Raw genomic sequence first — 25,405 nt, forward strand, 5'->3', positions numbered from 1 at the left:
TACGGCATTCGCGCTGCGCGCGCGGTCTGCGATGATCCCAGTCAATCCGGGAGACTCTTGTCATGGCCCTCCAGCTGCGACCGAACTGTGAATATTGCGATTGCGACCTGCCGCCGAATGCGACAAACGCGCGGATCTGCTCCTATGAATGCACGTTCTGCGCGGACTGCGTCGAGACAAAACTCTTCAACGTCTGCCCGAACTGCGGCGGCGGCTTCGCCCCGCGCCCGATCCGGCCGACGCAGGAATGGCGGCCGGGCGTGTGCACGACCAGGCAGGTGCCATCGGACAAGCGGGTGCATCTGAAGTACAGCGTCGACGACGTCGCGGCGCATTGCGCGCGGGTGCGCGACGTGCCGCCGGAGAAACGGTGAACTCGTAGGGTGGGTTAGCGCAGCGTAACCCACCACTTCCGCTGCCGCGGACGCCAAAGAGGTGGGTTACGCTGCGCTAACCCACTCTACGAAGCCCGAACGCAATCACTCCGCCGCCAAAATCGTCCCCTCGACCTCGCCGAAGCCGACGCGATAGCCGTTGCCCTGGCACCAGCCGCGCATGACGAGGCTGTCGCCGTCCTCGAGGAATGAGCGCTTCACGCCACCAGGCAATTCCACCGGCTCGGTGCCGTTCCAGCTGATCTCGAGCAAGCTGCCGCGCTGGTTCTTCTCGGGACCGGAGATCGTGCCGCTGCCTAGGAGATCGCCGACATTCATGGCGCAGCCGCTCGAGGCGTGGTGCATGAGCTGCTGCACCGAGGACCAGTACATGTACTTGAAATTGGTGCGGCTGATGCTGGCAGGCGCATTGGCACCGGCGGCGCGCAAGGACACGTCCAGCTCGACATCGTAGTTCTGGGGCTTCATCTGCTTCAGATAATCGAGCGGCACCGGCTCCTGCTCCGGTCCCTTCAGGCGGAACGGCTCCAGCGCCTCGCGCGTCACCACCCACGGGCTGATCGAGGTCGCGAACGCCTTGGCCAGGAACGGGCCGAGCGGCACGTATTCCCATTGCTGGATGTCGCGCGCGCTCCAGTCGTTGAGCAGCACGAAGCCGAAGATCATCTCTTCGGCCTGCTGCTCTGTCAGCATGCCGCCCATCGGCGAGGGCTGGCCGACCACCACGCCCATCTCCAGCTCGAAATCGAGCCGCTTGCACGGCCCGAAGCTCGGCACATCGACGTTCGGCGGCTTCAGCTGCCCGCGCGGCCGCTTCACCTTGGTGCCGGTGACCACCACGGTGGAGGCGCGGCCGTTATAGGCGATCGGCATGTGCAGCCAGTTCGGCTGCAGCGCGTTGTCCTTGCCGCGGAACATCACGCCGACATTGGTGGCGTGCTCCCTCGACGAATAGAAATCGGTATAGCCGGAGACCGCGAAGGGCAGATGCAGCCTTGCATCGCGCATCGGCACCAGCGCGCGGCTGCGCAGCTCCTCGTTGTCGCGCAGCTCAGGATGGTCCGCGCGCAGGAGCTCGCTGATGCGAGCCCGCGTCTTCGTCCAGACCTTCGGCCCCAGCACCATGAAGGGATTGAGCGAAGCGCCCGAGAACACGCCGAGCGGGCCGACATCGAGCCGGGAATCCTGCTCGAGCTCCCAGAGATCGAGCACGTAATTGCCGATCGCGACGCCGACACGCGGCGTCGGATTGGCCGCGGTCGAGAACACGCCATAGGGCAGGTTCTGGATCGGGAAGTCGGAAGAAGGATCGACCTCGATGAAGGAGCGGAGGCTGGGGTCGTTGGGGTGGGATGTCACTTTTGGCCCGGTCCTTTCTCCCTTCTCCCCTTGTGGGAGAAGGTGGCGCGAAGCGCCGGATGAGGGGTCTGTATCGGCGAATTCAATTGCAAGAGAGTCGCTCGCGGAGAGAGACCCCTCACCCGTCTCGCCGCTACGCGGTAGCCGATGCAAAGCATCGGCGTTCTTAAGAGACGGCGGCCAAGGGCCGCCTATGCCACCCTCTCCCACAAGGGGAGAGGGGAAGAAAGCTACGGCTTGCTCGGATCGAAGCGCTTTTCCAGACCCTTCCAGCAATCGGCGTAATCGTCCTGCAGCGTCGACGACTTCGCGGCATGCGCGGTGACGCGCTGCGGGTAGCGGGTTTCGAACATGAAGGCCATGGTGCCCGTGAGCTTCACCGGCTTCAGCTCGCCATTGCTGGCATGCTCGAACGCATCGCGGTCGGGGCCGTGCGGCAGCATGCAATTGTGAAGCGAGATGCCGCCCGGCACGAAGCCTTGCGGCTTGGCGTCATAGACGCCGTAGATCAGGCCCATGAACTCGCTCATGATGTTCATGTGGTACCAGGGCGGACGGAAGGTGTTGTCGGCGACCATCCAGCGCTCGGGGAAGATGACAAAGTCGATATTCGCGGTGCCCGCGGTCTCCGACGGCGAGGTCAGCACCGTGAAGATCGAGGGATCGGGATGGTCGAAGCCGATCGCGCCGACGGGTGAGAAGGTGCGCAGATCGTATTTGTAGGGCGCGTAATTGCCGTGCCAGGCGACGACGTCGATCGGCGAATGCGGCAAGGTCGTCTTGAACAGCGACCCGCCCCATTTCACGAACAGCTCGGTCGGCGTGTCCTTGTCCTCGTAATACGCGACCGGCGTCAGGAAGTCGCGCGCATTGGCGAGACAGTTGGCGCCGATCGGGCCGCGCTCCGGCAGCGTAAAGGCGCCGCCGTAGTTTTCGCAGAGATAGCCGCGCGCCGGGCCATTCGGGATCTCGACCCGGAACTTGACGCCGCGGGGGATCACCACGATCTCGCCGGGCTCGGCGTCGATGCGGCCAAACTCGGTGACGAGGCGAAGGTTGCCCTGCTGAAGCACGAACATCAGCTCGCCGTCGGCATTGTAGAAATGCTGGTCCACCATCGACTTGGTGACGAGGTAGACATGCGCGGCCATGCCGGCCTGCGTGTTGACGTCACCGGCCGTCGTCATGGTCTGCACGCCCTGGACGAAGGTCACGTCCTCCTTCGGCAGCGGCGTCGGGTCCCAGCGCAGCTGTGCGATCGGCAGATCGTATTCATGGCACGGCGCCGAGCGCCACAGCCCCGCATCGGCCTTCTCGAAGCGGCCTGAATGCTTCACCGAGGGCCGGATGCGATAGAGCCAGGAGCGCTCATTGGTGCCGCGCGGCGCGGTGAAGGGCGAGCCCGACAATTGCTCGGCGTAAAGCCCGTAGGCGCAGCGCTGCGGCGAGTTGCGCCCGATCGGCAGCGCGCCCGGCAACGCCTCGGTCTCAAAACTGTTGCCGAAGCCGGACATGTAGCCCGGCGTCACCTGGGCCGAGCTTCGGACAATCTGATCAGGCGAGGTGTTGATGTTCATGACTATCCTCCTCCTTGCAAGGCAGCCCACATTTCCTGGTCGCGCTTGTCGGTCCAGATCACGGGATCGTCGATCCCCGACGCTTCGTCATAAGCGCGCGACACGTTGAACGGCAGGCAGTGCTCGTAGATGGCGAAGCTGTGGAATTTCGGATCCATCACCTCGCGCGTCGCCGCCATCGATTCCTTTAAGCTGCGGCCCTTGGCGACCGAGATTTCGGCAGCGCCGTACAGCGAGGTGACGAAGTCGCGCGTCATCGCGATGGCTTCGCGCACGGTGGCGGTGCCCTTCAGCGCATCGCCTCGACCCGGCGCGATCGCCTTCGGATTGAAGTTGCGGATCTCGTTCAGCGTCAGCGGCCATTCGCGCAAATGCGCATCGCCGCAATAACAGGCCGAGTGGTATTCGATGAGGTCGCCGGAGAACATGACCTCGGCATCCGGCACCCAGGCGACGATGTCGCCCGAGGTGTGGCCCGCCCCCAGCTGCATCAGCCGAACCTCGCGTTTTCCCAGATAGATCGACATCTCGCCTTCGAAGGTCAGCGTCGGCCAGGTCAGGCCGGGAATGCTTTGGGCATCCTGGAACAGGCGCGGGAAGCGGCCGTATTCGGAATCCCAATCCTGCTTGCCGCGCTCTTCGATGAGACGATAAGTCTCCTGCGAAGCGACGATGCCTTGCGCCTTGTAGGCGGAGGCCCCGAGCACGCGCACGGCGTGATAGTGCGACAGCACGACATATTTGATCGGCTTGTCGGTGACGGTGCGCACGCGCTCGATCACCTTGTTCGCCATCGCCGGCGTTGCCTGCGCGTCGAACACGAGGCAGCCGTCGTCGCCGACGATCACGGCCGTGTTCGGATCGCCCTCGGCGGTGAAGGCATAGAGATCGGTGCCGATCTCGGAGAAGGTGATTGTCTTCTCGGAGAGATCGCCGGTGGATGCGAAGTTCTTCGCCATCAATTCGTCCTTACGAGGTTATTGTTGTTGCTGTTGTTGCTGCTGACCGTTGACCATGCGGCGCCTGGCGAGCCCGATCGCTTCCCGCAGCACGTCGATGTCGCCGATATGGTTGGCGAGAATCAGCACCAGCGCCGCATCGAAATCGGCGCTCTGCTCCTCCGTGAGACCGCGATGCGCCTCGACGATGGCGCGGAAGGCGTCGTCGGGGCGCGCGAAGTTCGAACTGGTGGAGAGCGGCATATAAACCTCAATTCAAGCCTTGAGCTCGCGACAGCGCAGCCGCAACTGCTTCGCGCGTCGGATGGCGGAAGCGCGCCGCGACATAGCCGTCGGGCCTGAGCAGATAAGTCGTCCCCGGCTCGGCGTCGTAGCGCTTCGCGACGAGGCCCTGGGAGTCGGCAAGTCCGCCGGCGCCGCCGATGCGGATATCCCTGACGCCGTCAGGCGCAGCGATCGCGGCGCCATTGCTGAACGACAACAAGGTGAAGTCCGTTCCACCCTTGCGGAAGGCGTCCGTCAGATAGGCCTGATCGCCAACGGGGGCGTCGAGCATGGAACAGCCCGGTGATGGACCGCCGCGCCATGCATCCGCATCGCGCGACGACAGCGGCGTATCATAGCTGCAAGGCACCGACAGCCGGCCGCCATTGACCATTCGCTTGCCGAACTCGGTCTCCTTGGCCAGCGACAGTACCGCCTTGCGCAGCCGCGCCTCCTGATGCGAGTTCGGCGCCATGAAGTCGGTCGAGCGCGTCGACTCGCGGATGTTCTCGTCCGCCGCCATGCTGCGTTCGACGTGGTAACTCTCCAGCAGGCTCGCGGGCGATTTACCCCGCAGCACGCGATCGAGCTTCCAGGACAGGTTCTCGGCGTCTTCAAGCCCGGAATTGGCGCCGCGCGCGCCGAAGGGCGAGACCTGATGCGCGGAATCGCCGGCGAAGATCACGCGGCCATGGATGAAGCGGTCCATTCGGCGGCACTGGAATTTGTAGAGCGAGATCCACTCGAACTCGAACTTGTCGTGGCCGAGCATGCGCGCAATTCGCGGCCGCACGTTTTCGGGCTTCTTCTCGAGAACCGGATCGGCATAGCGGTTGAGCTGGAGGTCGATGCGCCAGACATCGTCGGGCTGCCGGTGCAGCAGCGCCGAACGTCCGGCATGGAACGGCGGGTCGAACCAGAACCAGCGCTCGGTCGGGAATTCCGCCGTCATCTTGACGTCCGCGATCAGGAACTGGTCCTCGAACACCTGGCCCGCAAATTCCGCACCGACCATCTGCCGCAGCGAGGACCGCGCGCCGTCGCAGGCAATGACATATTGCGCATTGAGGCGATAGGCGCCCTCCGGCGTCTCGATCGTCAGCAGCGCGGAATCGTTGCGCTGCTCGAGCGCCGTCACCTTGTTGCGCCAGCGCAGGTCGATACCAGGCAGATCGTTGATGCGATCGACCAGATAGGCCTCGGCGTAATACTGCTGGAGATTGATGAAGGCCGGCCGCTTATGGCCGTCTTCGGGCAGCAGGTTGAACTGGTAGAGCTGGGACTCGCCGTGAAAGATCCGGCCGACGCTCCACACCACGCCCTTCTCGACCATGCGGTCGCCGACGCCGAGCCGGTCCCAATATTCCAGCGAGCGCTTCGAAAAGCAGATCGCGCGCGAGCCTTCGCCGATGCGGTCGGCATCATCCAAAAGGACGACGCGCTGGCCGCGCTGGGCAAGATCGATCGCCAGCGACAGCCCGACCGGGCCCGCGCCGACAATCACGACCGGATGCTCCGCGGGGCTTGGCCCGGGGCGGTCCTGATCGGGATGACGGCGATAGCCGAACTGGGTTTTGGCCTGATGCGTATTGGCCGGCGCCATACACTAACCTCGGCTCTGGTCAGAAGAGGACTGATCTGCTAGATAGTCTCACGTGCAACTATTTTGGACCGGAGCCGGCCGGCCGTCAACTGGAAATCGGAGCGCTCTCCTTGGCGAGGACATCCAGCGACATCGCGCTGAAGACACGGCAGGCCGACGAGGCCTCACCTCGGCCGAAGGCGCGGCTCGATCTGTTCAAGTTCGTGCCGTTCCGTCTCAACCGGCTCGCGGCGGAGGTCAGCGCCGCGCTTTCGGTCGAATATCAGGAGCGCCACGGCCTCGACATTCCGGCCTGGCGCGTCATCGCGACGCTCGGCTTTCGCAACGATGCCTGCAGCGCGCAGTACATTTCGCAATGCACCCGCACGCACAAATCCACCATCAGCCGCGCGGTGACCACGCTGCTCAATGAGCAACTGATCGAGCGCGTCGAGAACGAAGCCGACCGCCGCGAATTCCGCCTGCAACTGACGAAGAAGGGCCGCGCGCTCTATGAAGAGCTGTTCCCGCAATTGCTGCGGCGTGAGGACGAAATCCTCGCCTGCCTTTCCGCGCAGGAGCGCAAGCAGCTCTCGGCTCTGCTCGGGAAGATCGAAGCGAGCCTCGACCTGATCCAGACCAGCGAAGAGGCGGATGCGAAGCAGGCGTATTAGGGACTCATAGAGGCGCGGACGTCGGCGTTTGGGGGTCCGGTTGAGGAAGCTTGGTAGGCCCGTGACGGCACTGGCTTGTATAGCGGCGCTACTTGTGGCGTTTGCCGCAACTCGCGCATACGCCGCTGACATAGGTTATCTGGCTCCCCCCGGAGTCGCTGCAAACGAGTTTCCCTCACCGCAGCGCCCTGTTGCACGGATCGTCAGCCCACGCCGCGCCGCCGAAGAGCACCGCGATGCCCTCAACGAGGCCGGTCAAATCGCACGTGTTCTTGAGCTGAAACCAGGCATGACAGTCGGCGACATTGGAGCAGGCAGTGGCTACCACGCGGTCAGGCTCTCGCACCTCGTCGGACCTGCCGGCTCTATCGTTGCCCAGGACGTCACGCGGGATTACCTCATCGAACTCGCCAGGCGAACAGAACGTCTGAAGTTGACGAACGTGCAATTCGCGCTCGGCGAACCACACGACCCGCGTCTACCCGCTTCCTCGCTGGATGCCGCAATCCTTGTGCATATGTATCACGAGATCGCCCAACCCTATGCGTTCCTCTACAATCTCGCGCCTGCCTTGAAGCAGGGTGCGCGGGTCGGAATTGTCGATCTCGAGCTTCCGACGCCGAAGCATGGCACGCCAATTGAGCTCTTGCGCTGCGAATTGACTGCCGTCGGCTATCGCGAGGTCGCCACATATCAGCTCGCAGGGAACGGAGGATATTTGGCGGTATTCTCTCCGCCGGAGGTAGCGGCGCGAAAATCTCCCCGCGATATCGTTGCTTGCAGGGATCCTGCCGGCACTCGCTGACACCACGTCGCCGCCCGTCTCAGAAGCTGAACATGTCCGATGAAGAGGTCAGACCGGAGGTGCCCGCTGAGACTCAAAGCGGCGCTTTTGACCCAAGGCGGAAATTAACGGTTGGCGATCAACATGCTCAGCATGGGTTCGGCGCAACCTCCTCAACTGCCCTATTTGGGGCACAACGGTAGAGAACTCGGCCTGATGCTGAGGGGCACGAAGCCTCTTGCCTATTTCCTGCATTTTGTCCCCCGTGAGTTCGACGTCAATATTCGATATTGGCGGATGTTCGACAGACATGTGGCTGCGGGCCGGTTCATACGACGCGAATTAGTTGAACTGCCACACCGAAGACTGCTCTACGCGTTACCCGACCATGAGTGGCGGATAGACGCCATGCTTGCGCTCCTAAACGAACTCGAAGCATGGTCCGAAGATCACGAACGGTGCTCTTGCGAATTGCTTGGCTACGAGGGCTGGCAGATTAACTATTGGCTGGCACACCGTCGCTCGCGTGCGGATGCTTAGTCCGGTTGTGGCCCACAACGGACCTCCGGCGTTGCTCGTTTGCGCACTGCTTTCAGGTGTACAGCGGATATCAGGCCTGGCTGATCTGAGCCGCAAGAGCGCTCTTGGGCCTGCTCGGCAAGATCGAAGCGAGCCTCAACCTGATCTAGACCAGCGAAGAGGTCGACGCCAAGCAGGCGTATTAGTTGACCCTCATGATGAGGAGGCGCGAAGCGCGGCGCCGCCCAAAACTCAATCGTCGTCCTGGACAAGCAGAGCTCCCGACAACGCGAAGCGTTGTCTAGAGCGAAGCGCAGATCCGGGACCCATAACCACAGGGAGATGTTTGGCGAAGACTCGGAGTTGCCGGCTCGCGCGGCGACTCCTCCCTGGGGTTATGGGTCCCGGATCTACGCGCGCTTTGGCGCGCTTGTCCGGGACGACGAGCATGGGGCAGGCTTCGCCGTCACTTCGCAAACGACCGCGACGGCGGCAGGTGCAGCGCCCAGGCATCGACCTTGTCGCTGGCGCGTGGATAGATTTCCGTCACGATCGGATCGTGGCCGGGGATGAATCGATCGGGGTGGCCGGCGAGGCGTTCGATCGTTTCCCAGCCTTGCGCCATGTCACCGACATTGTAGACGATCGGGAACGGGCTCTTGCGCTGGAGATTGGCGTAGTAATGCGCGGCATCGGACGCCAGCACCACGGGCCCGCGCGCGGTCTCGACCTTCACCACCTGCAGACCGTCGGAATGACCGCCGACACGGTGCACGGTGATTCCGGGCGCGACCTCGCCGTCGCCGGAATAGAAGGTGACGCGCTCGCCATAGACATGGCGCACCATCTGCGTGACGTGCTCGACCGAGAACGGATGTCGCAGCAGTCCGTTGCACATGCACCGCCCCGTCGCGTAAGCCATCTCACGCTCCTGGAGATGGAAGCGCGCATTCGGGAAGCGGTCGAGATTGCCGGCATGGTCGTAATGCAGGTGCGTGACGATGACGTTGCGAATGCTCGAAGCTGTGACGCCAAAGCTCTCCAGCGCATCGACTGGATTGAGCGTCAGCTTGCGCGCCCGCGCGCTCGCCTCCTCGGCATTGAAGCCGGTATCGACCAGAATGTCGCGGCCGTGCCCTCGGATCAGCCAGACGAAATAGTCGAGATCCTGCGCCGCGCTGTCATGCGGATCGGGTGCAAGAAAGTTCATGCTGGGGGTGCGCGGCGACATCGTCGCGTAGCGCAGGGCGTAGATTTCGTAGACGTTTCCCATGGCTCTTGGCTTTGCTTTTTTGTGAGGGGAGCTGAACGAGCGGACGCACCAAGCCATCGTCCGCCGCAAAGGTCAAACACCGGAGATTGCAACGCCGGCAGACCTGCAATGTGAGACCAATCACATTTTCGTCGCCAAGAGTCCCCTAAACATGACTCCCCTAACACTGCTGCAACATGGCCGCTGCAATGGCCAACCAGGTCGGATCGAACACAAACATAACAGCCCGTTCATTCCGCTACCGGCGCGACCCTGCGTTGCGGTCAATCGTCGCGATAATGCCGAATCTCCAAGAGGTTGACGCCCCCTCCCCCCGGTTTGATAATGCAGAGAGCGTAAGTTAAGGTCGCCGCGGCGCAAGCTGGAACGGCGCCTTTTTGGCTGGACCGCGCTGATTATGAAAATTCGCTTCCTTTTCCTTCTCCCTTTGCTCGTTTCGCTCGTCCCGACTGCGCCATCCCTGGCGGCCGGCGACCGCTATGCGCTGGTCATCGGCAACGCCAAATATCCGGATGCGGATGCTCCGCTGAAGGAACCGCTCAACGATGCGCGCGACATCGCCGACGAGCTCAAGCGCGACGGCTTCTCGGTCGAGATCGGCGAGAACCTGACCGGCGACGGTATGCGCCGCGCATTCGACAAGCTCTATGGCAAGATCAAGCCGGGCTCGGTGGCGCTGGTGTTCTTCAGCGGCTTCGGCATCCAGTCGGCGCGCCAGAGCTACATGCTGCCGGTCGATGCGCAGATCTGGACCGAATCCGACGTGCGCCGCGACGGTGTCAGCCTGGAGACCGTGCTCGGCGAACTCAACACGCGCGGCGCCGGCGTCAAGATCGCGCTGATCGATGCCTCCAGGCGCAACCCGTTCGAGCGCCGGTTCCGCAGCTTCTCGGCCGGCCTTACGCCCGTCATCGCGCCGAACGGCACGCTGGTGATGTATTCGGCCGCGCTGGCCTCGGTGGTCTCGGACGCCGGTGGCGACCACAGCCTGTTCGTGCAGGAACTGCTCAAGGAAATCCGCGTCCCCGACCTGATGGCCGAGGAGACGCTGAACCGCACCAAGATGGGCGTCACCCGTGCCTCGCGCGGCGAGCAGGTGCCATGGATCTCCTCCTCGCTGGCCGAGGATTTCTCCTTCATTCCGGGGGCCGCCGGCTCGCGCCCGACGACAACGACGACGGCGCCCCCGCCGCCTGCGCCGCCCGTCGTCGCCAACAACCCACCGCCGGCACCACCCGCGCCGCCGTCACCGCCAGCATCGCCGGCGCCCTCGAAGCCGGCTGACACGGTTGCTGCGCCTGCCCCTTCTCCGCCACCGCCGCCCGCACCGGCTCCGTCACCGAAGCCGCAGGTCGAGGCAGCCCTGCCCCCGCCGCAACCGCCGGCGAAACCGGCCGATCCCGCGCCCGCACCGAACGCGGATGGCGGGCCGAGCGCGGCGGCCCTGGCGGAAGATCCCACCATCAAGGGCCTGACGGCCAAGCTCGCGGCCAATCCGGATGACGTGAACGCGCTGTACCGGCGCGGCCAGGTCTATGCCAGCAAGGGCGCCTACAACCTCGCCATTAAGGATTTCGACGACACGCTCCGGATCAATTCGAAGGACGTCGAGGCCCTGAACAACCGCTGCTGGACCCGCACCGTGGTCGGCGACCTCCAGGGCGCGCTGAAGGATTGCAACGAGGCGTTGCGGTTGCGGCCGAACTTCGTCGACGCGCTGGACAGCCGCGGACTGGTCAATCTGAAGTCGGGCGCGGTCAAGAATGCGATCGCCGATTTCGACGCGGCCCTGAAGATCAATCCGCGCCTGACCTCCTCGCTCTACGGCCGTGGCCTCGCCAAGCAGCGTAACGGCTCCGCCCAGGAAGGCGCGCTCGACATTGCCAATGCCAAGGCGATGGATCCGAACATCGTTCAGGAATTCGCAAGCTACGGAGTACGCTAGTATTTTTTTGAGTTCAGGCCGCAGACGGCTCGAACCCTTGGCGGCCCACGGAAGACTAACGGTCGGATGCCCCAGGCGGCCTTTCCCGGGGGGCCTATTGCAGGAATTTTGGAACCGCGCGGGCACGCTGCGCAGGAGGGACTAGCTATGAGATTGGCTGCAAAGGGACTGACCGCGATCCTGTCCATCATGGCCATTGGCGCGACCCTGTCGCTGCCGGCCGCCCCCGCATGCGCCGGCGATGACGGCAACAGCAAGAACGTCACCGAGGACGAGATCGTCCGCGCGCTGGCGCCGCCGGCGAAGAAGCCGCTGACCCGCGGCCTCTCGATCGCCGCCCCGCAGGCCGATCCTGCTCCGAATGCGGCCGAGACCAAGCTGATCCAGTCCGTGCGCGGCCGCTCGACGCGCTCGCTGTCGTCGACCGAGCGCGAGGAGATCGCCTCTGTTGCCAAGGACAAGCCGAACATCGATCTCGAGATCACCTTCGACTACAACTCGGCCAATATCAGCGCCAAGTCGATGTCCTCGGTGCAGGCGCTCGGCCGCGCGCTGACCAGCCCCGACCTCAAGGGCTCGACCTTCGTGGTCGCCGGCCACACCGACGCCGCCGGCGGCGAGGCCTACAACCAGGACCTGTCGGAGCGCCGCGCGGATTCGATCAAGCGCTACCTGATCGAGAAGTACAGCATCTCGGCGACGGACCTCGTCACCGTCGGCTATGGCAAGAGCAAGCTGAAGGACCCGAGCCAGCCCATGGCCGAGGTCAACCGCCGCGTGCAGGTGGTCAACATGGAAAACAAGACCACGGCCTCGAAGTAGGCACGACGCAATCCTTTGAATGACCAGTCGTGATGTGGTGTAAAGTCTCGCTTCCGAAGCGCGTCCCGCAGCCTTGCGGGACGCCGCTTTATTTCAGGGAAATGCTCTTCATGGGCCTCGTACGGACGGCCGTGAGCCAGGCCAGGATGATCCGGCGATGAACCTCTCCCAATATCTCAAGCCAGCCGGAACCGTGGCCTTCGTCGTGGCCCTCGGCGTCGGCTATTATCTGTTCGAGCATCGGCGCCGCCCCGAGGTGAAGGAGACGCCGAGCACGGCGCTCGTCATCGTGACGAAGTCGACCAATGCCTGCTTCTCCGATCTCGTGCGAGTGACCGGCTTCTTCGTGCCGCGCCGCGAGGCGGTCGTCGTCGCCGACCAGGAAGGCTCCAGGGTTACCGACCTCTTCGTCACGGAAGGCACTCTGGTCACCGACAACCAGGAGCTGGCGCGCCTGACCGCACCGCCGCAGATTCCGGGTCAGCCGCAGCGGCCGGGCCCGCAAGGTCCAATCTCGCTGAAGGCGCCCGCGCCGGGTCTCGTCACCGAGGTCCGCACCATCGTCGGCGCGCCCGCTTCCCCGCAGGCCGGCCCGATGTTCCGCATCGCCGTCAACAACGAGATCGAGCTCGATGCTCAGGTTCCGGCGGTCCACATGCCCAAGCTCAGCCCCGGCGCGACCGTGCGCATCAGCCGCGACGACGCGCCCGACCTGATCGGACGAGTGCGGCTGGTCGCGCCCGAGATCGACCGCACCACGCAGCTCGGCCGCGTCCGCATCAGCGTCACCAACAATCCCTCGCTGAAGGTCGGCGTGTTCGCGCGCGCCTCGATCGACGCCAAGCGAAGCTGTGGCGTCGCGGTTCCCAAGACCGCGATCGACCATCTCACCGTGCAGGTCGTCAAAGGCAACACGGTCGAGACGCGCAAGGTGCGGGTCGGACTGTCGTCCGACACCGCGACGGAAATCCTGGAAGGGCTCGAGGTCGGCGAAATCGTCGTGGCCGACGCCGGCTCTTCGCTCCATGACGGCGACCAGATCAAGACCATGTTCGCCGATGAACTCGATCGCACGCGGGTACGCTGATGGCTCTCAATATTTCGGCATGGTCGATCCGTCATCCGCTGCCATCGGTCGTCTTCTCGATCATCCTGCTGGTGCTCGGCTGGACCTCCTTCGTGAAGCTCGCTGTGACGCGGCTGCCTTCGGCCGACATTCCCGTGATCTCGGTCGCGGTGTCGCAGTTCGGCGCTGCGCCCGCCGAGCTCGAATCCCAGGTCACCAAGACCATTGAAGACGCGGTGTCCGGCGTCGAAGGTGTCAGGCACATCACCTCGCAGATCACCGACGGCCTGTCGCTGACCACCATCCAGTTCGCGCTGGAGACCAACACCGACCGCGCGCTCAACGACGTCAAGGACGCCGTGACGCGCGTGCGCTCGAACCTGCCGCAGAACGTCACCGAGCCGCTGATCCAGCGCGTCGACGTGATCGGCCTGCCGATCGTCACCTATGCCGCGATCTCGCCCGGCAAGACGCCGGAGCAGCTGTCCTATTTCGTCGACGACGTGGTCAAGCGCGCGCTGCAGGGCGTGCGCGGCGTCGCCCAGGTCGAGCGCATCGGCGGTGTCGAGCGCGAAATTCTGGTCTCGCTCGATCCCGACCGCCTGCAGGCGATGGGGCTGACCGCGGTCAATGTCAGCCAGAGCCTGCGCGGCACCAATGTCGACGTCGCCGGCGGCCGCGCCGAGATCGGCAAGAACGACCAGGCGATCCGCACCTTGGCCGGCGCCAAGACGCTGGGCGATCTCGCCGGCACCATGGTTCCGCTGTTCGGCGGCGGCGAGGTGCGGCTGGACGATCTCGGCACCGTCACCGACACCATCGCCGACCGCCGCACCTTCGCCCGCTTCAACGGCGAGCCGGTGGTCGCGCTCGGCATCAAGCGCTCCAAGGGCGCCAGCGACGTGAAAGTCGCCGCCGCGGTGCAGAAGCGCATCGACGCGCTCAAGGCGGCCTATCCCGACGTCGACCTCAAGCTGATCGACACCTCGGTCGAATACACCAACGGCAATTACGAAGCGGCAATCTCCACCCTGTTCGAGGGTGCCATCCTCGCGGTCGTGATCGTGCTGTTGTTCCTGCGCGATTTGCGCGCCACCATCATCGCCGCGATCTCGCTGCCGCTGTCGATCTTCCCGGCGTTCTGGGCGATGGACCTGCTCGGCTTCTCGCTGAACCTCGTCAGCTTCCTCGCCATCACGCTGTCGACAGGTATTCTCGTCGACGACGCCATCGTCGAGATCGAGAACATCGTCCGGCACATGAACATGGGCAAATCGCCCTACCGTGCCGCGCTGGAAGCCGCCGACGAGATCGGCCTCGCGGTGATCGCGATTTCGCTCACCATCATCGCGATCTTTGCGCCGGCGAGCTTCATGTCGGGCATCGCCGGGCAGTTCTTCAAGCAGTTCGGCATCACCGTCTCGGTGCAGGTGTTCTTCTCGCTGCTCGCCGCGCGCTTCGTCACGCCGGTGCTGGCCGCCTACTTCCTCAAGCATGGCCATCACGAGGAGCCGCCGCCCGGCCGCATCTTGCGGTCCTATCATGGGATCGTGTCCTGGTCGGTGAAGCACTATTTCATCACGGTGCTGATCGGCTTCGGCATCTTCGCCGTCTCGATCTGGAGCATCACGCTGCTGCCGCAGGGCTTCCTGCCCGCACAAGACAGCGCGCGCTCGCTGCTGGCGCTCGAGCTGCCGCCCGGCACCCAGCTCGCCTACACCGAGAAGGTCACCGAGGACATCGTCGCGCGGCTGCGCAAGCGGCCCGAGGTGAAGAGCATCTTCGTCGACGGCGGGCGCGTTCCACCAGGCACCCAGGAAGTCCGGCGCGCCGCCCTGATCATCAACTACACGCCCAAGGCCGATCGCGACATCACCCAGCGCGAGCTGGAATTCTCGATCAGCCAGGAGCTGGAGAACATTCCGGACATCCGCTTCTGGTTCCTCGACGAGAACGGCCTACGCGCGATCTCGCTGGTCGTCACCGGTGTCGACGCCAACATCGTCAACAACGTCGCCAGCGAGCTCGCGACGCAGATGAAGCGGATTCCGACCATCTCCAACGTGATCTCCGAAACCACGCTGGAGCGGCCCGAGCTGCGCATCGAGCCGCGCGCCGATCTCGCCGCGCGCCTCGGCGTCTCGACTGAGAGCCTGTCGCAGACCATCCGCGTCGCCACCATCGGCGACGTCGGGCCGGCGCTCGCCAAGTTCGACGTCGGCGACCGCCTGGTGCCGATCCGCGTGCAGCTCGAGGACGCCGCACGCGGCAATCTGAAGACGCTCGAGCAATTGCGCGTGCCGCTCGGCGAGCATGGCGAGAAGGGTGGCGTGCCGCTCTCGGTGATCGCCGACGTCAAGCTCGACCAGGGCCCGACCAGCATCAACCGCTACGACCGCGAGCGGCAGGCGACCGTGGCCGCCGACCTCGTCGGCTCCGCCGCGCTCGGCGATGCCACCAAGAAGATCTACGACCTGCCCGTGATGAAGACCTTGCCGAAGAGCGTGAAGGTCTCTCCCTCCGGCGATGCCGAAAGCCTGAACGAACTGTCCGACGGCTTCGCCACCGCGATCACGGCGGGCCTGATGATGGTCTATGCGGTGCTGGTGCTGCTGTTCGGCACCTTCCTGCAGCCGATCACCATCCTGTTCTCGCTGCCGCTCTCGATCGGCGGCGCGATCGCGGCCCTGCTCATCACCGGCAAGCAGCTTACGACGCCGGTGTGGATCGGCATCCTGATGCTGATGGGCATCGTCACCAAGAACGCGATCATGCTGGTGGAGTTCGCGATCGAAGCGATCCGCGACGGCAAGCCGCGCGAGGAGGCCATGATCGACGCCGGCATGAAGCGTGCCCGCCCGATCGTGATGACCACGATCGCCATGGCCGCCGGCATGATGCCGAGCGCGCTCGCGGTCGGTGCCGGCGGCGAATTCCGCTCGCCGATGGCGCTCGCGGTGATCGGAGGCCTGCTCTTCTCGACCATCCTGTCGCTGGTGTTCGTGCCCGCGATGTTCATGGTGATGGACGATCTCGGCGCCCTGATCTGGCGTTTCGGCAAGCGGCTGATCGTGCACAGCGAGGATGCGGAGACGGAACGTCATCACGGGGCAGCGGAAGCGCCGCCCGTGCCAAAGAACATCGTCCATCCGGCCGCGGAGTAGGATTCGCGCGATGGGCGGCCATGTGCCGCCCCGTGCCCGCGGTCTGAATTACTGACGTTGCATTACGTGCCGGAGGCAGCCTAGCTGCCCCCTACTCATTCCGCGCGATCGCCGTCAGCTTGGTCATGTTCCGCAGCAATATCCGGCCGCGCTGGAGATCGAGGATCGCTTCCTTGCGCCAGGCCTGGAGCTGGCGGTTGACGCTCTCGCGGGCGGCGCCGACGAAGACGCCGAGCTGCTCCTGCGAGATGTGCACCTCGGAGCCGAAATCGGCGGCGAGCGCGCACAGCCGGCGCGCCAGGCGCACCGGCAGCGGCTGCAGCATGGACTCTTCCATGCGCTCGCTCTGCCAGCGGATGCGCTGGCACAGCAGCGCGATGATCTTGATCGCGACCTTGGGCTCGCGCTCGAGGAAGCCAAGAAAGTCTTCGCGCCGCAGCACGAACAATTCGCTGGCCTCACCCGCGGTCGCATCCGCGGTGCGGTCCTGGCCATCCAGCACCGCGACTTCGCCGAACAGGTCGCCCGGCCCCATGAAATTCAGCGTCAGCCGGCTGCCGTCGGAGGCGCCGGTCTCGATGCGGACCTGGCCGCGACGCACGCCGAACAGTGCGTCCCCGGCATCGCCCTTCTGGAACAGCACCTCGCCGTTCGCCAGATGCTGGGTGTGGCAGAGATTGGACAGGCGCTGGAGCTCGTCCGCGCCAAGATCGGCGAACATCGGGTTCATCTTCAGGATGACCGCAAATTCGGCCTGTTTGCTCATTTGAACGTCCTTGTGAATTTGCTTGTCACTTCACCGGCAAATCGCTTGGAACCATCAACTTCAGGATCGCGTAAAACCGCGCCGGAGAAGTGTGTCATAAGTCACATAACTTTGCAGCACCCCCTGACTATTTTTGACCGCTTGGAGCCGCTTCCCGTCCGGGGATAAACTCACACGCAAGGGACGGGTGAGCAGCCGTTTTCGGCGCCGTTCGTCCGTCGTTGGAAAGTCGACATGAGAGCAGTGAAATTCGCCGGCGCCGCGGTCGCCGCTGTCATTATCGTGATCGTGCTTCTGCTCGTGGTCGGAATCCCCTCGGGCTTCCTGACCTCGACGATTGCCTCGCGGGTCGAGAGCGCGACCGGCTATCGCCTGTCGATCGACGGCACCACGAAGATCAGCCTGTGGCCGACGCTGAACGTCACGCTGAACGATCTCACGCTCCAGGACCCCAAGGACCGTAGCGGCATCACGCGTCTGACGGTCGACAGCGTGCAGGCCGACATGTCGCTCTCCAGCGTGTGGTCGGGCACCCCCAGGATCAGCGAGCTCGTCGTCACCCATCCCGTGCTCTACCAGCCGCTGCTGCGCGAGCGACTGCCGAACGCCGGCGCCGCGTCGAAGCCGATCGCGATCGACACGGCCGGGGCGACCATCGACCGCGTCAAGCTCATCGACGGCGAGGTCGCATTCGCGCGCCTGCGCGACCGCGTCGAGGGCCGCGTCAGCGCCATCAACGCCGACGCCGTCGTCGGCCGCGACCGCAGGGTTGACATCACCGGCACCGCGCGCGTCGGCGATCACCCGACCAAGTTCGACATCAAGGCGACGGCGCCGATGCCGCCGGCCGAGCGGCCGACCGTTCCGGTGGATTTCGCCATCGACATGCCTGACGTGCTGAAATCCCAGCTCACCGGCCATGCCGAGATGCGCCTCAATGGCGATGTCGTGATGATCAACGGCGTGAGCGGCAGGCTCGGCGACGGCGCCTTCAACGGCTGGGCCTCCGTCGACATCGCGAGCAAGCCTCTGGTCAAGGTCGATCTCGATTTTCAGCGCCTCGCGATGCCGTTGGCGAAAACGCCTGACGGCGTATCGGGGCAGCCCTGGAGCAATGCGCCGATCGATGTGTCCGGGCTCAATTATGTCGATGCGCAAGTGAGGATCTCCGCGAACGAGGCCGTGATCGGCGATGCGCGCCTTGCGCCGCTGGCGCTCGATGCGAAGCTCGCCGGCGGCGTGCTGAAGGCGGGCACCGCCAATCTCGGCGCCTATGGCGGCCAGGTCTCGGGCGAGGTGATCCTGGATGCGACCACGGGCGCGCCGAGCTTTGCCATGCATTCCGACCTCGTCGGCGTGCGCGCGCTGCCGCTGCTCCAGGGCCTCGCCGAATTCGACCGGATCGACGGCAAGCTGCAGGCCAAGCTCGCCCTGCGCAGCGCCGGCACCAGCCAGCGCGCGCTGATGGCGAACATGCAGGGCACGGCCTTCGTCAATTTCCAGGACGGCGCCATCCGCGGCATCAATGTCGCGCAGATGATCCGCTCGCTGACGACGGGCACGCTGTCCGGCTGGCAGGACAACCAGAACAGCAGCCAGAACAGCAACCAGGAGCAGAGCACGGATTTGTCGCAGCTCTCGGCCTCCTTCCGCATCGACAAGGGTCAGGCGGTGACGACCGATCTCAACCTGATCGGGCCGCTGGTGCGCGTCACCGGCGCCGGCACCATCGCGCTCGACACCAAGATGATGGGCTTTCGCGTCGAGCCCAAGCTGGTGATGACGACCGAGGGCCAGGGCCGCACCTCCGACCCGGTCGGCTTCGGCATCCCCGTGATGATCCAGGGCAGCTGGTCGCAGCCGAAGATCTACCCCGACATGGCCGGCATGCTGGACAATCCGGACGCTGCCTATGCCAAGCTGCGCGAGATGGGCAAGGGCCTGTTCGGACCTGATGGCGCGGGGCTCGGCAATATCTTGGGAAGCCTGGGTAGTAACCTTGGTCTTGGCGGCACGACCGCGCCGGGTGGCGGCAATGCAACCGGCAATACGACTCCGCAAGCGCAGCAACCGGGGCAGAACAATCTGCTCGGCGGCCCCTTGGGCGAGGCGATCGGCAGTCTGATCCAGCAGGGGCTTTCCAGTGGTGCGGGAACCGGAGCCAATACCGGCCGCAGCCGCAGTCTGCCGGCAACGCCGTCGACCCCGGCGCCGCAGGCTTCGCCCGCGTCCCCCGCCCAGGAGGACCCGCCGATGGCGCAGCAGGACAGCCAGCCGATGAATGACGTGCTGCGGCAGCTCTTCAATCGATGATTTCACGCCCATCCCCTTACATCGGCTTCCCCGCCTGCTGCTTCCTCCGAACGGATGAGGCTGCGACAATTCACCACCCTTCGACCCGTTCCGGCGTCCACGACGGGTAACCACGCCGGCGGTCCACCCGTCCGCCGGCCCAAATTGTGCTAGAAGGGCAATTGGGCTGCACGGCCCGTAGCGCGCACCGTTAATGGCGGCGCGAGAGGATCCGGATGGCTGGGGCGAACGACAAGACACGGTTTCTGCGCGAGGGCCTGTTCGCCAAATATGTCGTCTCCCTCGTCGGCCTCGTCGTGTTCGTGCTCGCCGTCAACGGCGCGATGGAGACCTGGATCTCCTATCGCGCCACCAAGACACAGCTGACCGGCGGGCTGGAGGACAAGGCGCAAGGCGCCGCCCGGCGGATCGAGCAGTCGATCTCCGAGCTCGAACGCCAGATCAGCTGGGTGACGCGGGCGAGCCAGGACACGCTCGAGAAGCGCCGCGCCGACTATGCATCGCTCCTGCACCAGGTCTCGGTCGTTAACCAGCTGTTCCAGCTCAACGGCGAGGGCCGCGAGGTGCTGCGCGTCTCGCGGCAGTCGACCACGACCGGCGGCAATGCCGACCTCTCCCGCGACATGCGCTTCACCGACACCGTCGCGCGCGGCGTCAGCTACGCGCCGGCCTGGTTCTCCGACCGGACGCCGTTCATGTCGATCTCCGTCGCGCATTCCGGTTTCAACGCCGGCGTCACGGTCGCCGAGATTGACCTCAGCTTCCTCTCCGACTTCCTGTCCGACGCCCAGGTCGGCAAGGCCGCCTTCGCCTATGTGGTCGACCCGCGCGGCCGCGTGCTGGCGACGTCCGCCAGAGGTCCCGATGTCGGCAAGGATTTGTCGAAGCTGCCGCAGGTGGCAGCCGCGATTTCGCCCGGCGGCGCGCCCGAGACGTCAGGCACCGACTTCAACGGTCATGCGGTGCTGACAGCTGCGAGCACCGTGCCGAAGCTCGGCTGGAACGTGATGTTCGAGCAGCCGACCACGCAGGCCTTGACGCCGATCCGCGACCAGCTGGTGCGCGTCGCGCTTCTGATCGGCATGGGGCTAATGGTCGCGATCCTCGCCGGCACGCTGCTGGCACGCCGCATGATCATTCCGATCACGGCGCTGCGCGACGGCGCGCACAAGCTCGGCGAAGGCGATTTCAGCCACCGCATTGACGTGCATACCTCCGACGAGCTGGAAGATCTCGCCGGCCAGTTCAACCGCATGGCCACGCAACTCCAGGAGACCTATTCGAGCCTGGAGACCAAGGTCGAGGAGCGAACCCGCGACCTCGCGCAGTCGATCAACGAGCTCAAGGTGCTGGAAGAGGTCGGCCGCGCGGTCTCCTCCTCGCTCGATCTCAACGCCGTGCTGCCCACGATCGCAGCCCGCGCGATCGAGATCACCCATGCCGATGCGGTGCTGATCTACGGCTATGACGCCGAGACGCGCCGCTTCAACCTGGTCGAAGCGGGCGGCATCGACAGATCGGCCGAGGACGCCCATGTCACCATCGAGGAAGGCGACAACATCCTGAGCGATGCCGCCAGAAGCGGTGAGCCGATCGCGATCGCCGATCTCGACCAGGCGGCCGGACAGCCGCTGCGCGAGGCCGCGATCGCGGCCGGCTTCCACTCGGTGCTGGTGGTGCCGCTGGTCGACCAGCAGGGCACGCTCGGCGCGCTGGTGGTGCTGCGACGCGCCGGTGGCGAGTTCGCCGGCAGCCTCATCGGCCTGATGCGCACCTTCGCCAACCAGGCCGTGCTGGCGATGCGCAACGCGCGGCTGTTCACCGAGGTCGATCACAAGAGCCACGCGCTGGAGGCGGCGCACGAGACCGTGCGCGCCCAGGCCGACAAGCTCAAGCAGCAGACCGAGCAGCTCAAGGACTGGAACAAGTCGCTGGAGGAGCGCGTCAAGACCCAGCTCGGCGAGATCGAGCGCATCCGCAAGCTCGAGCGTTTCCTGGCGCCGCAAGTGGCGCAGCTGATCGCCTCCTCCGACAGCCCCGAGGGGCTGCTCACCAGCCAGCGCCGCGAAGTCACGGTCGTGTTCTGCGACCTGCGCGGCTTCACCGCGTTCACGGAAGCGACCGAGCCGGAAGAGGCGATGAACGTGCTGCGCGAGTATCACGCGGCGCTCGGCAAGCTGATCTTCAAATACGAAGGCACGCTCGACAAATATGCCGGCGACGGCGTGATGATCCTGTTCAACGCGCCGATCCAGTTCGAGGACCACACCCAGCGCGCGGTGAAGATGGCGGTGGAGATGCGCGACACCATCGGCCCACTCACCGAGCGCTGGCGCAACCGCGGGCATAGCCTGGGGTTCGGCATCGGCATCGCACTCGGCTATGCCACGCTCGGCCAGGTCGGCTTCGAGCAGCGGCTGGAATATGCCGCGATCGGCAGCGTCACCAACCTCGCCTCCCGCCTCTGCGGCGAGGCCAAGCCCAACCAGATCGTGGTCAGCCGCCGCGTCTACGGCATGGTCGAGCCCTGGGTCGAGGCCCGCGCGCTCGACGACCTCCAGCTCAAGGGATTCAATCACCCGGTGCTGGCGATGGAGATTTTGAGCTGGCGCGAGGAGGTGGAGAATGTGGTGGATGCGGCCGCGGCAGCGCGACGGCGCGGATAGCCACCAACAAAAAATGCGAAAACAACCCCATGCACAGTAGACGGGTGCTGCAAGATCCATGACTTGGGACAGGGTGCAAAGCCTGGCTTACCAGCAGCTTTGACACGTCGGGCAAAACACCGGCAGAGTGGCAGCATCCCCCGCCCCACCCACGAACCACATCTCTCCTCCCCGCGACTAACCATCGCCTCAACGGCGAGGCGGATTTCGTGGGAGACGAGCTGTGGCATTTGCCTTGCCTTCGCGTGCGTATGATTTGCAGATGCTGGACCGGCCCGCTGACCGTGCGCGTGACCAGGGCTGGGTCTATGGGCTGCCGCCGGGCATCAGCAGCGAGCAATGGCCGCTCGATCCCGTCACCGGCTATCCGCTGATGCATGGTTTTACGCTTCTGCTGCCGGACGATTATCGCGTGCATGGCGAGGACATCGTCGCTGTCTCGTTCTTCGCCACCGCGCCCGATCACAATGACGGCGGCGCGCCTGACGATCCCGAAATCCGCGAGGCCGTGATGACGCGCCCCTCGCATCCGCGGCTGTCGCGCATGACCGACATTCTCGACTACGAATACGCCGCGCTGCTGCTGAGCAAGGCCGAATATGACGGCGCGTTCGCGACGCCGCCGGCGCCGCTTGCGCTGGCGACGGCTGACCGGCCGCGCTGGCTCGACGTCGGCGGCGCCAGCGCCTTCTTCGAGGCTGCCGCGCCTTACGCCAAGAAGATGTTTGCCAGCCCGCCGCGCGCCGATCTCAGCGAGACCCGCGCGATTGGACTATCGCCGCGCACGAGCGATCCCAATGCCGGCAAGGGACCGCAGGACGAGCACACCAGGCGCAATCCGCCGACCGGCTATCAGCCCTATTACTACTATGTCGGCGGCGTGCCGAGCCGCGACAATTTCCGCCTGCACGACTGGAGCAAGGACCACGCCCACAACCATCTCGGCGGCACCATGCGGCCGTGCCAGGCGGTGCCGGAGATGAGCCCGTTCTATGTCGAGTTCGAGGAATATTTCGGCGGCTACAATTTCGGCGGCGGCAACGCGCAGCTCGACTTCAGGGACATGAAGTTCGACTGGGCGTGCGGGTGATCAAGCCTCGGTTGGTCTGAGACTTTGACACGTCGGGCAAAATACTGGCAGGATAACATGATCGGATAATCAGGCTAGTTTCTCGCCAAGCGCCTTAGCGACATTGCGGAATCGTTCCAGCGCGGTCTCCAAGCTTTCGACAATCTCGGCAGCCGCCTCGTCCGGTGACGGCAGCAGATCGGGATCGTCGAGTGCATGATCCTTCAACCAGAAAATATCGAGATTGACCTTGTCGCGCGCGAGCAGGGCTTGCAGCGGGAAGCGCTTGAATTTTTCGGCTTCCTCGCGCTTCGCGCGATGACCTGATCGATAGCAGGCAATGAAATCGTCGAGGTCAGCATGAACCATCGGCCGCTCTTTCAGAGTGAAACGCTGGTTGGTCCGGAGGTCGTAAATCCAAAGGTCCTTGGTTGCTGCCTGCTCTGAAGGCGGCTTCTTGTCGAAGAATAGTACGTTCGCCTTGACGCCTTGCTTGTAGAAGATGCCTGTGGGCAATCGCAGCAGCGTGTGAAAGTCGAAGTTCTGCAGCAGGCGGCGGCGAATGGTTTCGCCGGCGCCGCCCTCGAACAGGACGTTGTCCGGCAGTACCACTGCGGCCTCACCGTTCGGCGCCAGCACCGTCATGATGTGCTGGAGGAAGTTGAGCTGCTTGTTGGAGGTGGTGACGAAGAAATCCTGCCGGTCGTAATCCTCCCGCTCGCTGTCGATCTCGCCGTCGTCGCGGACGATGCGATAGCTCTGCTTCTTGCCGAAGGGAGGATTGGTGAGCACGACGTCGTAGGTCTTGCCGCCCACACCGAGAAGGGCATCCTTGGCTTCGACGATGGAATCGACGCCGGTGATGCCGTGCAGATAGAGATTCATTGCAGCAAGGCGGACGACTTCGGGGACGATATCGACCCCTGAGAACTTGTTCTTCAGCGCCGAGTAGACGGCGCGGTCGCGCGCCTTCTTGTGCAGCTTCATGTGCTCCCAGGCGGCGAGCAGAAATCCGGCCGTACCGCAGGCGGGATCGTGGACGGTCTGGTGCGGCTCGGGATCGACCACCTCCACCATGGCTTCGATCAGAGGCCGCGGCGTGAAATATTGGCCGGCGCCCGATTTGACGTCCTCCGCGTTACGGGCGAGCAGGCCTTCGTAGATGTTGCCCTTCACGTCAACGGGAAGCCCGAGCCACGTCTCGCTGTCGATCAGGCCGACGAGCCGCCTGAGCTTGGCGGGGTCCTGAATCTCGCTCTGCGCCTTCAGGAAAATCGCGCCGATGATGCCGCCCTGCTTCGACAGCTTCTCGAGCAGCTTCGCATAGGTCTCGCTCAGCGCCTCGCCGGAGAGGTCCTTGATGTCCTCCCAGTGTGCGCCCTTGGGCAGCATCGAGGCTTCGCCGATCTGGGTGACGCGCTCCTCGTCCATCTTGAGGAAGAGGAGATAGGAGATCTGGCTGATATAGGCCTGATAGGAGACGCCCTGGTCGCGCAGGACGTGGGCGAAATTCCAGACTTTGGCGACGAGGGTTTGGGCGTTCACGGCGCGCTTTCGATGAAGGGGTTGACGATGGTGAGGGCACCGAACTTGCGGCCATGCTGCATGTCTTCGGTCAGGACAGTGTCGCAGCCGGCTTCGAGCGCGGCAGCGACGATCAGCGCGTCGTAGAAGCTCACGCCGTGATCGCGAGCGAGCGCGAGAGCGGCTTCATGGGTCGATATTGCGATGGGCTGCACACGGCCCGACCGGCTTCGCACCAGTGCGAGCATTGCCTCGATATCGGGCCATGTCCATTTGAGCTTGGTTCGGGCAACGTTGACGAACTCGTTAAGCACCTGGACGCTGATCGCGCCTCCCGCCGCCAGCAACCGTTCCGCGATTGGACGGCGCGGATCATCGGACAACGCGGCATAGACGAGAACATTGGTGTCAAGGAAAGGAGTCACCGCGCGTTGGCGTCATCGCGATTCCAGGCGAAGTCCTTAGGCCGGGGCTTTTGCAGCGCGCGCAGCTTGTCCAGGAAATCGCCCTCGCCGACCTTGTCCTTGGAAACCACGATGGTTTGCTCGTCCACTGAGGTGACATGGACGTGATCGCCCTCGGCGAGACCGAGCTTCTCGACCAGCTTCTTGGGCAACCGGACCGCAAGGCTGTTGCCCCATTTGGAAATCTGCATCGGCGACCTCCTGATTGCCCGCCAAGACA

The 25,405-nt window shown here is 64.6% G+C and carries 21 protein-coding genes; 11 read left to right on the forward strand and 10 right to left on the reverse strand.

Annotation, left to right across the window (positions count from 1 at the left end; translation table 11 throughout):
- Positions 1-62: 62 nt before the first annotated feature.
- Complete coding sequence (locus JQ635_RS35065) at positions 63-374, forward strand: DUF1272 domain-containing protein (protein WP_211414332.1); 312 nt, start codon at positions 63-65, stop codon at positions 372-374.
- A gap of 105 nt (positions 375-479) precedes the next feature.
- Here JQ635_RS35065 and fahA read toward each other — a convergent pair whose 3' ends face one another.
- From fahA to JQ635_RS35090, 5 genes are all read right to left on the reverse strand, one after another.
- Positions 480-1,754 (reverse strand): fumarylacetoacetase, encoded by a 1,275-nt coding sequence (gene fahA / locus JQ635_RS35070; RefSeq protein WP_211414333.1) that lies wholly within the window; start codon positions 1,752-1,754, stop codon positions 480-482.
- A 230-nt stretch (positions 1,755-1,984) separates the two neighbouring features.
- Positions 1,985-3,331, reverse strand: coding sequence for a homogentisate 1,2-dioxygenase (gene hmgA / locus JQ635_RS35075; RefSeq protein WP_211414334.1), 1,347 nt, complete (start codon positions 3,329-3,331; stop codon positions 1,985-1,987).
- Between the two features lie 2 nt (positions 3,332-3,333).
- The gene (locus JQ635_RS35080; RefSeq protein ID WP_211414335.1) at positions 3,334-4,290 is read right to left on the reverse strand and encodes an MBL fold metallo-hydrolase; all 957 of its coding nucleotides are present in this window, start codon (positions 4,288-4,290) and stop codon (positions 3,334-3,336) included.
- A gap of 18 nt (positions 4,291-4,308) precedes the next feature.
- Positions 4,309-4,533 carry a DUF2783 domain-containing protein gene (locus tag JQ635_RS35085; protein ID WP_211414336.1) on the reverse strand — a complete coding sequence of 75 codons (225 nt, stop codon included), beginning with the start codon at positions 4,531-4,533 and terminating at the stop codon, positions 4,309-4,311.
- 7 nt (positions 4,534-4,540) lie between these two features.
- Positions 4,541-6,157 carry an FAD-dependent oxidoreductase gene (locus JQ635_RS35090; protein WP_211414338.1) on the reverse strand — a complete coding sequence of 539 codons (1,617 nt, stop codon included), beginning with the start codon at positions 6,155-6,157 and terminating at the stop codon, positions 4,541-4,543.
- Between the two features lie 110 nt (positions 6,158-6,267).
- Here JQ635_RS35090 and JQ635_RS35095 point away from each other — a divergent pair, with 110 nt between their 5' ends.
- The 3 genes from JQ635_RS35095 to JQ635_RS35105 all read left to right on the forward strand — a co-directional run bounded on the left by JQ635_RS35095 (position 6,268) and on the right by JQ635_RS35105 (position 8,134).
- Entirely contained in the window at positions 6,268-6,810 is a 543-nt protein-coding gene (locus tag JQ635_RS35095; RefSeq protein WP_211414339.1) for a MarR family winged helix-turn-helix transcriptional regulator, read from the forward strand.
- Between the two features lie 61 nt (positions 6,811-6,871).
- Positions 6,872-7,615, forward strand: coding sequence for a class I SAM-dependent methyltransferase (locus JQ635_RS35100; protein ID WP_211414340.1), 744 nt, complete (start codon positions 6,872-6,874; stop codon positions 7,613-7,615).
- A 111-nt stretch (positions 7,616-7,726) separates the two neighbouring features.
- Positions 7,727-8,134 (forward strand): hypothetical protein, encoded by a 408-nt coding sequence (locus tag JQ635_RS35105; RefSeq protein ID WP_246583963.1) that lies wholly within the window; start codon positions 7,727-7,729, stop codon positions 8,132-8,134.
- Between the two features lie 445 nt (positions 8,135-8,579).
- On the opposite strand, the gene JQ635_RS35110 is transcribed toward JQ635_RS35105, so the two are convergent.
- Complete coding sequence (locus JQ635_RS35110) at positions 8,580-9,386, reverse strand: N-acyl homoserine lactonase family protein (protein ID WP_211414341.1); 807 nt, start codon at positions 9,384-9,386, stop codon at positions 8,580-8,582.
- A 397-nt stretch (positions 9,387-9,783) separates the two neighbouring features.
- On the opposite strand from JQ635_RS35110, the gene JQ635_RS35115 reads away from it, so the two are divergent.
- The 4 genes from JQ635_RS35115 to JQ635_RS35130 all read left to right on the forward strand — a co-directional run bounded on the left by JQ635_RS35115 (position 9,784) and on the right by JQ635_RS35130 (position 16,383).
- A complete protein-coding gene (locus tag JQ635_RS35115) occupies positions 9,784-11,331 on the forward strand; it encodes a caspase family protein (RefSeq protein ID WP_211414342.1) in 1,548 nt (515 codons plus the stop codon).
- 147 nt (positions 11,332-11,478) lie between these two features.
- Positions 11,479-12,153, forward strand: coding sequence for an OmpA family protein (locus JQ635_RS35120; protein ID WP_211414343.1), 675 nt, complete (start codon positions 11,479-11,481; stop codon positions 12,151-12,153).
- Between the two features lie 157 nt (positions 12,154-12,310).
- Entirely contained in the window at positions 12,311-13,240 is a 930-nt protein-coding gene (locus JQ635_RS35125; RefSeq protein ID WP_211414344.1) for an efflux RND transporter periplasmic adaptor subunit, read from the forward strand.
- Positions 13,240-16,383: an efflux RND transporter permease subunit gene (locus JQ635_RS35130; RefSeq protein ID WP_211414345.1), complete on the forward strand. Its 3,144-nt coding sequence runs from the start codon at positions 13,240-13,242 to the stop codon at positions 16,381-16,383. The genes JQ635_RS35125 and JQ635_RS35130 overlap by 1 nt, the downstream gene beginning before the upstream one ends.
- Positions 16,384-16,474: 91 nt before the next feature.
- Here JQ635_RS35130 and JQ635_RS35135 read toward each other — a convergent pair whose 3' ends face one another.
- The gene (locus tag JQ635_RS35135; RefSeq protein WP_026312449.1) at positions 16,475-17,149 is read right to left on the reverse strand and encodes a Crp/Fnr family transcriptional regulator; all 675 of its coding nucleotides are present in this window, start codon (positions 17,147-17,149) and stop codon (positions 16,475-16,477) included.
- A 234-nt stretch (positions 17,150-17,383) separates the two neighbouring features.
- Between JQ635_RS35135 and JQ635_RS35140 the strand changes: the two genes are divergently transcribed.
- The 3 genes from JQ635_RS35140 to JQ635_RS35150 all read left to right on the forward strand — a co-directional run bounded on the left by JQ635_RS35140 (position 17,384) and on the right by JQ635_RS35150 (position 23,218).
- The gene (locus tag JQ635_RS35140; protein ID WP_211414346.1) at positions 17,384-19,462 is read left to right on the forward strand and encodes an AsmA family protein; all 2,079 of its coding nucleotides are present in this window, start codon (positions 17,384-17,386) and stop codon (positions 19,460-19,462) included.
- A gap of 215 nt (positions 19,463-19,677) precedes the next feature.
- Positions 19,678-22,128: an adenylate/guanylate cyclase domain-containing protein gene (locus JQ635_RS35145; protein ID WP_211414347.1), complete on the forward strand. Its 2,451-nt coding sequence runs from the start codon at positions 19,678-19,680 to the stop codon at positions 22,126-22,128.
- Positions 22,129-22,351: 223 nt separating this feature from the next.
- Positions 22,352-23,218 carry a hypothetical protein gene (locus JQ635_RS35150; RefSeq protein WP_211414348.1) on the forward strand — a complete coding sequence of 289 codons (867 nt, stop codon included), beginning with the start codon at positions 22,352-22,354 and terminating at the stop codon, positions 23,216-23,218.
- A 69-nt stretch (positions 23,219-23,287) separates the two neighbouring features.
- On the opposite strand, the gene JQ635_RS35155 is transcribed toward JQ635_RS35150, so the two are convergent.
- The 3 genes from JQ635_RS35155 to JQ635_RS35165 are packed head-to-tail and all read right to left on the reverse strand — an operon-like array spanning position 23,288 to position 25,376.
- A complete protein-coding gene (locus tag JQ635_RS35155) occupies positions 23,288-24,742 on the reverse strand; it encodes an N-6 DNA methylase (RefSeq protein ID WP_211414349.1) in 1,455 nt (484 codons plus the stop codon).
- A complete protein-coding gene (locus JQ635_RS35160) occupies positions 24,739-25,146 on the reverse strand; it encodes a PIN domain-containing protein (protein ID WP_211414350.1) in 408 nt (135 codons plus the stop codon). The genes JQ635_RS35155 and JQ635_RS35160 overlap by 4 nt, the downstream gene beginning before the upstream one ends.
- Positions 25,143-25,376, reverse strand: a complete 234-nt coding sequence (locus JQ635_RS35165) for an AbrB/MazE/SpoVT family DNA-binding domain-containing protein (protein WP_211414351.1) — start codon at positions 25,374-25,376, stop codon at positions 25,143-25,145. The genes JQ635_RS35160 and JQ635_RS35165 overlap by 4 nt, the downstream gene beginning before the upstream one ends.
- Positions 25,377-25,405: the final 29 nt, after the last annotated feature.

The organism is Bradyrhizobium iriomotense (assembly GCF_018130765.1).
Taxonomy (GTDB): Bacteria; Pseudomonadota; Alphaproteobacteria; order Rhizobiales; family Xanthobacteraceae; genus Bradyrhizobium; species Bradyrhizobium iriomotense_A.

Excerpts from the sequence above, each read along its gene's own strand:
- JQ635_RS35085 (WP_211414336.1), bottom strand. The coding sequence starts at position 4,533 with ATGCCGCTCTCCACCAGTTCGAACTTCGCGCGCCCCGACGACGCCTTC.
- JQ635_RS35140 (WP_211414346.1), top strand. The coding sequence starts at position 17,384 with ATGAGAGCAGTGAAATTCGCCGGCGCCGCGGTCGCCGCTGTCATTATC.
- JQ635_RS35115 (WP_211414342.1), top strand. The coding sequence starts at position 9,784 with ATGAAAATTCGCTTCCTTTTCCTTCTCCCTTTGCTCGTTTCGCTCGTC.
- JQ635_RS35065 (WP_211414332.1), top strand. The coding sequence starts at position 63 with ATGGCCCTCCAGCTGCGACCGAACTGTGAATATTGCGATTGCGACCTG.
- JQ635_RS35125 (WP_211414344.1), top strand. The coding sequence starts at position 12,311 with ATGAACCTCTCCCAATATCTCAAGCCAGCCGGAACCGTGGCCTTCGTC.
- JQ635_RS35130 (WP_211414345.1), top strand. The coding sequence starts at position 13,240 with ATGGCTCTCAATATTTCGGCATGGTCGATCCGTCATCCGCTGCCATCG.
- JQ635_RS35110 (WP_211414341.1), bottom strand. The coding sequence starts at position 9,386 with ATGGGAAACGTCTACGAAATCTACGCCCTGCGCTACGCGACGATGTCG.
- JQ635_RS35080 (WP_211414335.1), bottom strand. The coding sequence starts at position 4,290 with ATGGCGAAGAACTTCGCATCCACCGGCGATCTCTCCGAGAAGACAATC.
- JQ635_RS35165 (WP_211414351.1), bottom strand. The coding sequence starts at position 25,376 with ATGCAGATTTCCAAATGGGGCAACAGCCTTGCGGTCCGGTTGCCCAAG.
- JQ635_RS35090 (WP_211414338.1), bottom strand. The coding sequence starts at position 6,157 with ATGGCGCCGGCCAATACGCATCAGGCCAAAACCCAGTTCGGCTATCGC.
- JQ635_RS35145 (WP_211414347.1), top strand. The coding sequence starts at position 19,678 with ATGGCTGGGGCGAACGACAAGACACGGTTTCTGCGCGAGGGCCTGTTC.
- hmgA (WP_211414334.1), bottom strand. The coding sequence starts at position 3,331 with ATGAACATCAACACCTCGCCTGATCAGATTGTCCGAAGCTCGGCCCAG.
- JQ635_RS35120 (WP_211414343.1), top strand. The coding sequence starts at position 11,479 with ATGAGATTGGCTGCAAAGGGACTGACCGCGATCCTGTCCATCATGGCC.
- JQ635_RS35135 (WP_026312449.1), bottom strand. The coding sequence starts at position 17,149 with ATGAGCAAACAGGCCGAATTTGCGGTCATCCTGAAGATGAACCCGATG.